This is a genomic window from Deltaproteobacteria bacterium PRO3, assembly GCA_030263375.1.
Classification (GTDB): domain Bacteria; phylum UBA10199; class UBA10199; order DSSB01; family DSSB01; genus DSSB01.
The window spans coordinates 1-6,152 of sequence record SZOV01000143.1 but is presented as its reverse complement, the minus strand read 5'-3'; the positions used below and the strand labels follow the sequence as shown (position 1 = coordinate 6,152).

The 6,152-nt window shown below is 65.4% G+C and carries 4 protein-coding genes and 1 pseudogene; 4 read left to right on the top strand and 1 reads right to left on the bottom strand.

Annotated elements, in window-relative coordinates; translation table 11 throughout:
• Positions 1-894, bottom strand: an 894-nt coding sequence (locus tag FBR05_14410) for a hypothetical protein (GenBank protein MDL1873369.1), incomplete at its 3' end; no start/stop codon positions are given.
• On the opposite strand from FBR05_14410, the gene FBR05_14405 reads away from it, so the two are divergent.
• The 4 genes and pseudogenes from FBR05_14405 to FBR05_14390 all read left to right on the top strand — a co-directional run bounded on the left by FBR05_14405 (position 571) and on the right by FBR05_14390 (position 5,812).
• Positions 571-1,671, top strand: a complete 1,101-nt coding sequence (locus FBR05_14405) for a class I SAM-dependent RNA methyltransferase (GenBank protein ID MDL1873368.1) — start codon at positions 571-573, stop codon at positions 1,669-1,671. The two genes, FBR05_14410 and FBR05_14405, sit on opposite strands and share 324 nt — an antisense overlap.
• A gap of 88 nt (positions 1,672-1,759) precedes the next feature.
• Positions 1,760-2,851, top strand: a complete 1,092-nt coding sequence (locus tag FBR05_14400) for an L-erythro-3,5-diaminohexanoate dehydrogenase (GenBank protein ID MDL1873367.1) — start codon at positions 1,760-1,762, stop codon at positions 2,849-2,851.
• Between the two features lie 30 nt (positions 2,852-2,881).
• Complete coding sequence (locus tag FBR05_14395) at positions 2,882-4,159, top strand: KamA family radical SAM protein (GenBank protein ID MDL1873366.1); 1,278 nt, start codon at positions 2,882-2,884, stop codon at positions 4,157-4,159.
• Between the two features lie 93 nt (positions 4,160-4,252).
• Positions 4,253-5,812 (top strand): annotated as a pseudogene (locus tag FBR05_14390) (D-lysine 5,6-aminomutase subunit alpha).
• The last annotated feature ends 340 nt before the right edge of the window (positions 5,813-6,152 follow it).

Here is a 6,152-nt window from a genome sequence, read left to right as displayed (position 1 = left end):
CTTTGCGTGCGCGCCCTCGGCCTCGCAGAGTCTTACCAGGGCGTCGACGTCCTCGCGGGGCCAAGGCGGGACGTCCTCGCAGAAGTCGATGGCGAGGTCGTACTCGCGGTAGGCCTGGTCCGAGGCCCACTTCGCGTGGGGAAAGCGCTCGAGGATCTTGCGGCCCAGGGCCTCGAGGCCCCGCTTGGGATGCGCCGCGACGCCCGGCGTGTCGATCCGCGAACGGACGCCGTTTTTCATAAAAAAAGTGAAGGCCCCGTTTTCCCCCACCACCGCGTCCACCGGCCAGAAACGAGCGAAATGGTCGCACCAACCCGCGGGCCGGCCGGTGACGGGTACGACGAAGTAGCCCGCGTCTTTCAAGGACCATAGTGCGGCGTAGGCCTCGGCGGTCAGCTTGCCGTGGGTAGAGAGGGTCTCGTCGATGTCGAGGCAGATCCCGCGAACGGGGGCCAGGTCGGCGTCGCCGGCTTGGGTCCAGGGGACGGGTTTGGGGGCGCTCATGACGGCTTCCTTCCGTTGAAATTTTCCGATATCCCTCCGAGTCTTTTTGAAGCAAGGAATATTCCGATGAAGCCCAAAACCGTTCTCATCGCCGGCCTGGACGAGGGGGGACGCGGCGTCGCCCTGATCGACGGGGAGAAGGCGATCGTGCCCTTTTCCATCCCCGGCGAAACTTGGCGGGTCGCCCCGCAGGCGACCTTGCTGGAACCCTCCCCTGACCGTGTGGCGCCGCCCTGTCCCTATTTCGGCCGCTGCGGCGGCTGTCAGCTCCAGCACATGAGCGAGGGTCGGCAGCTCGCGGAGAAGCAGCGGTGGCTGGCCGCGACCCTCGCCCGCATCGTTCCTCCCGAAAAGATCCGCCCGCCGATTCCCTCGCCGAAGCACTGGCATTACCGCCGCCGCATCCAGCTCCACGTCGGGCCGAAGGGGGAGGTCGGCTTCTACGCGCACCGAAGCCGCGAGGTGGTGCCCATCGACGCGTGTCGGATCGCGGACCCGGCCCTCAACGCCAAGCTCCTCGAGGTGAAAAGGCGCGCGCAGTCCGTCCTGCAGGGGACGAAGAAACCGGCCTCGCTCACCTTCGAGCTGACCCTGCAAGAGGACGGCTCCGTCGAGATCCGCCAGGACGGCGAGGAGCGGAGCTTCCTGCAAGTCAATCCGGAGGCGAATCAGCGATTGATCGAGGTCCTGCAAGGGGCCCTCGCGGCGCTGCGGCCGCGACGCGTCCTCGAGCTCTTCGCCGGCAGCGGCAACTTAAGCTTTCCCCTCGCCGTCCCCGGAGTCGATTGGCTGGCGGTGGAGTCCAATCCCCGCGCGGGGGAGGAGGGGAGGCGCCGCTCGGAACAGGAGGGCAGGGTTCAATGGCGCCTGGGCCAGGCCGCCAAGACCGCCGAAAAACTTTATCAATCGGGGGAGCGCTTCGACCTGGTGATCCTGGATCCGCCCCGGGGCGGCGCCGAGGACTGCCTGCCGGTCTTTCGCAAGCGTCGGCCCCCCGCGATCTTGTATGTCTCCTGCCATCCCCCGGCTTTGAAGAAGGACCTCCAGGTCTTGGTCAAGGCCGGGTATGCCGTGGATTGGGTCCAAGCCATCGACTTTTTTCCCCAGACGATGAATCTGGAGACCGTGGTTCAGCTGCGGGACTCTGGCTCGGATTCCAAGCCCTAAAGCGCCCGACCTTCTTGCCGCACTTTGTCAAAAAATAAAGTTATCCTGGGGGGTTATCCGCTATTCCTTGAAGTGCTACACTGGGAGCATGGAAGCCCTGCGCCGAAACGTGCAGCCCTCGGTCCGCCCCCGGGACAACCCCTTGGGGACGCTGCGGGTCCTGGCACCGGAAGGGGTCCTGCCCCAGGCCGCCGACCGGCTCGATCCCGGGCTGCCGCTCTATGCCGACGAGACCCTCTTGCGGGTCTCGCGCTTGAACCTCGACTCGGCCTCCTTCCGGCAGCTGCGTCAGAGCTGCGGCGAGGACCCGAGGGCCATCGCCGCGGAGATCCTGCGCATCGTCCGGGAACGCGGCAAGATGCAAAACCCGGTCACCGGTTCCGGGGGCATGCTCTTGGGCGAGGTCCTCGAGCTGGGGCCCGGGGCGCCGTCGCGCTTTCAGCCGGGCAATCGCGTCGCCAGCTTGGTCAGTTTGACTTTGACCCCGCTGCACTTGGAAAAAATCCTTCAAGTGCGACTCGAGACGGGCCAAGTCGAGGTCGAGGGGCACGCCGTCCTCTTCGCCTCCTCGCCCGCGGTGCGGATGCCGGAGGATCTGCCGGAGCCGGCCGCCTTGGCGGCGCTGGATGTCTGCGGGGCCCCGGCCTGGTTTCGCAGGATCGCCGGGGCGAGCGATCGCGTCTTGATCTTGGGGGCGGGGAAGTCCGGGGTCCTCTGCGCCTATGCGGCGGTTCAAAGCCTTGCTCCGTCTTCCCTCTCCCTGTGGGCGACGGACCTCTCGGAGCCGGCCTTGGCGCGCGCTGCCGCCTTGGGGGTCTTCACCCGGACGCTTCGGGCGGACGCCCAAAGGCCCCTGGATTTCCTCGAGGCCCTGCGCAGGGCTGGGGCGCCGGAATTCGATCTGGTCGTCAACGCCTGCAACGCCCCGGAGACGGAGGCGGCGGCGATCTTGGCGGCCCGGCCGGGGGGCAAGGTTTTGTTCTTCAACATGGCGACCCGGTTCAGCCGGGCCGTGCTCTCGGCCGAGGGCCTGGGTCGCGACGTCGAGCTGGTCATGGGGAACGGCTACGCCGAGGGCCATGCCGAATACGCGCTCGACCTGCTGCGCCGGCATGCGGCCTTAAGGGAGTTTTTTTCAGGGTTGAAGGCGGGCGCCGCGCGCGGCGCTTCGCCGGGATGAGCCAAGGAGTGGGGGTAGTATGGAGGCCCTATGCGTCTTCCTTATTGCGACAATACGAACCCGCTCTACTACCAGCGCTTCGCGCCCTGGCGGGAGGTCCCGCGCTCGGACTGGGATAACTGGAAGTGGCAGCTTCAGCATACCGTGACCACACCGGAGCAGCTCGCCGAGCTCCTGCCGCTCGGCGAGGACGAGATCGCGCGCATCCGGAAGACCCTGCCCAAATACAAGTTCGCGGTGGCGCCCTATTACCTCTCGCTCGTCGATCCCACCAACCCCGAGTGTCCGATCCGCCTGCAGTGCATCCCCACCGAGGCCGAGCTGCACCTCGAGCCGGGCGAGATGAACGATCCCCTCGCCGAAGACGCCGACATGCCCGTCCCCAACGTCGTCCACCGCTACCCCGACCGGGTCCTGGTCACGATCACGGGGGTCTGCTCGATGTACTGCCGCTTCTGCACGCGCCGCCGCTTCGTCCTCGACAAGGAGGGGCATAAAGAGCGAAACGAGGTGGACGTGATCTGCGACTACATCGCCTCGCACCGGGAGATCCGGGACGTCATCGTCTCGGGCGGCGACGCCCTGATGATGGGCAAGGCCATGCTGGTCGAGATCCTCTCCCGAATCCGGGCCATCCCCCACGTCGAGATCATGCGGATCGCCAGCAAGATCCCCTGCGTCCTGCCCATGCGCATCACCGAAGAGCTGGTCGACACCCTCAAGCTGTTCAAACCCCTGTATTTTATGACGCATTTCAACCATCCCTACGAGCTGACCCCCGAGGTAAAAATCGCTTGCGACCGGCTTGTCGACGGTGGTATCCCCATATTGAATCAGAGCGTTTTGCTGAGGAAAATCAACAGCGATGCGCTGATCATGAAAAAGCTCATGCAAGAGCTGTTGGCCCTGCGCGTAAAGCCTTATTACATTTATCAATGCGATCTCAGCGAGGGGATCAGCCACTTCCGCACCCCCGTCGAAAAAGGGATCGAGATCCTGGAATCCTTGCGCGGCCACACCAGCGGCCTGGCCGTTCCCGAGTTCGTCATCGACGTGCCGGGCGGCGGGGGAAAGATCCCCGTCGGACCCAACTACCTGATCAGCCAGTCGGACAAAAAAGTCGTGGTGCGCAATTACGAGGGATTCATCAGCACCTATCCTCAGCCGCATTTGACGGATTGCTCGTGCTCCACCGCGCAGGCAGTGGCGGCCGAATCGCGGCCGCACAAAGAGCGCGGCTTGGCGCGCCTGCTCCACGAGGACTCGGTGACCCTCGAGCCTCGCGAGACGCAGGGGCAGGTACATTAAAGTTTTAACAGGTTTTAAAGCCGAATTCCAAAGTCCATGGCCTTCAGCCCTCGGCGCCGGACTTTGAGCCTTCTGCTTGAAACAATTTCGCGAATGTCCAAATTAAGCCTCGATCGCGATCAGATCGACCAGTGCCGCGACCAAGCGGCGCAGATCATCCGCTCCATCATCCAAAACGTCAACCGCCACACCACGCTCTCCATCGAGCGCAGCACGCTGCGCATGCTCGGCGTCGAGGGCCCCCTGGAAGAAGATTCCAAAGAGCCCGCGCCGCAGGGCCGCTACCCGCTGGTCAACGCCTTGCTCGACAAGATCGGCGTCGAGCGTCTGCACAAGGGGGCCGGTTATTGGTTCGGGCTGGCGGCCGCGCAGCACCCACGGCTGACGCCTACCACGCTCGCCCGTAAGATCGTCGCGGATGAGATCGACTTGGGCAAGCTCGAGGCCGCTCCGGCCGAAAAGATCGACGAGGCCTGCCAGGCCTTTCTGGCGAAGACCGTCGCCAAGCTCCGCGCCGCCGGCGAGAAGAAGAAAAAGCGCCCGGCCTGGGCCCTGTCCGCGGCGCCCTTGCGCTACGTGATCGTGGCCACCGGCAACATCCAAGAGGACATCTGGCAGGCGCAGGCCGCGGCCGAGATGGGCGCCGACATCATCGCGGTGATCCGCTCCACCGCGCAGAGCCTGCTCGACTACGTCCCCGAGGGCGAGACCACCGAGGGTTTCGGCGGGACCTTCGCCACCCAGGAGAATTTCCGCCTGATGCGGCAGGCCCTCGACCACAGCGAGAAGAAGCTCAAGCGGCGCATCGGCCTCACCAATTACTCTTCCGGCCTCTGCATGCCCGAGATCGCCGTCCTGGGCGCCCTCGAGGGCGTCGACTACCTGCTCAACGACGCGATGTACGGCATCCTGTTCCGCGACATCAACATGAAGCGGAATTTCGTCGACCAGTATTTCAGCCGCCGCATCTGCGCCCTCTCCGGCATCACCATCCAGACCGGAGAGGACAACTACCTGACCACGGCCGAGTCGCATAAGTATTACTACCAGGTGCTGGCCAGCCACTTCCTCAACGAGGCCTTCGCCAAGGCGGCGGGCCTGCCAGAAAACCAGATTTCCCTGGGGCACGCCTACGAGATCGACCCCTGGATCGAGGATTCCATCCTCTACGAGTGGGCCCAGGCCCAGCTGATCCGCGAGGTCTTCCCGCGCTCTCCGATCAAGTTCATGCCGCCCACCAAGCACAAGAGCGGCGACATCTTCTTCAGCTACCTCTACGACGGGCTCTTCAACCTGGCCGGCATCATGACCGGGCAGACCATCCAACTGATGGGCATGCATACCGAGGCGATCCACAACCCCTTCGTGCAGGATCGTTATTTAAGCCTCAAGAACGCCAACTACATCTTCCGCGGCGCGAAGAGCATCCGGGACGAAATTCTCTTCCAGAATAACGGCAAGATCGCGCGACGCGCGCGGCAGGTGATGGACGAGGCCCTGGCGCTGCTGAAGAAGATCAAGCTGCGCGGCCTGATGCGCTCGATCGAAGAGGGCGCCTTTGCCAACGTGAAGCGTTTCCCCGACGGCGGCAAGGGCGTCGAGGGGGTCTTCGAGAAGGACCGCGACTATTACACGCCGCTCAAGGATTACCTCACGCCGAAACAGGACTATCGCGACGAAGAGCCGCGGCGCCCGCGCCGGGGCCGCGATCGCTTGGCCGGAGAGGAGGGTCCGCGGGGCCGGCGTCGCGGCCGGGACGTCGAGGAGGGCGCCGAACGCGCGGCGGGGCCCGAGACGCCGCGCGAGACCGGTCGAGAGACCGAGCGCGAGCCGAGGCGGGAGTTGGGCCGCGGGCGCGGCGATCGCGGGGATCGCGGCGGACGTGGCGATCGCGGCGACCGGGGACGAGGCCGCGGGCGCGGCGGCCGGGGTAGGGATCGCGATCGGGGCGGGCGTCCAGAAGGCGCCCCGCAGCGGCCGCAAGAATCCGCCG

Coding starts and splice junctions, on each gene's coding strand:
- FBR05_14405 (MDL1873368.1), top strand. CDS start 571: ATGAAGCCCAAAACCGTTCTCATCGCCGGCCTGGACGAGGGGGGACGC.
- FBR05_14400 (MDL1873367.1), top strand. CDS start 1,760: ATGGAAGCCCTGCGCCGAAACGTGCAGCCCTCGGTCCGCCCCCGGGAC.
- FBR05_14395 (MDL1873366.1), top strand. CDS start 2,882: ATGCGTCTTCCTTATTGCGACAATACGAACCCGCTCTACTACCAGCGC.